Below are 271 nucleotides of genomic sequence, written 5' to 3' on the forward strand. Positions count from 1 at the left end.
CTGGCGTCCGCGTTCGCCCTCGCCGCCTCGGCCTGCGCCTCCGGCGGCGGGTCGTCGGAGTCCGCCGGGCCCACCACCGTCACGTTCTGGTCGATGCCCTACTGGATCGGCCAGGACACCAAGGTCAAGGCCCTGGTGGACGAGTTCAACGCCTCCCAGGGCAAGGTGAAGGTCGAACTCACGCTCCTGGAGTGGAAGGACGGCCGGGACAAGATCAAGCAGGCCGTCGCCGCCGGCAAGGGCCCCGACGTCTGGCTGATGAACAACGGCC

The 271-nt window shown here is 69.4% G+C and carries 1 protein-coding gene; it reads left to right on the forward strand.

Annotation, left to right across the window (positions count from 1 at the left end):
* Nucleotides 1–271: extracellular solute-binding protein (locus PUR56_RS35425; RefSeq protein ID WP_329951988.1), on the forward strand; the 271-nt coding region annotated here is incomplete at both ends.

Source organism: Streptomyces sp. BE303 (genome assembly GCF_036290945.1).
Taxonomy (GTDB): Bacteria; Actinomycetota; Actinomycetes; order Streptomycetales; family Streptomycetaceae; genus Kitasatospora.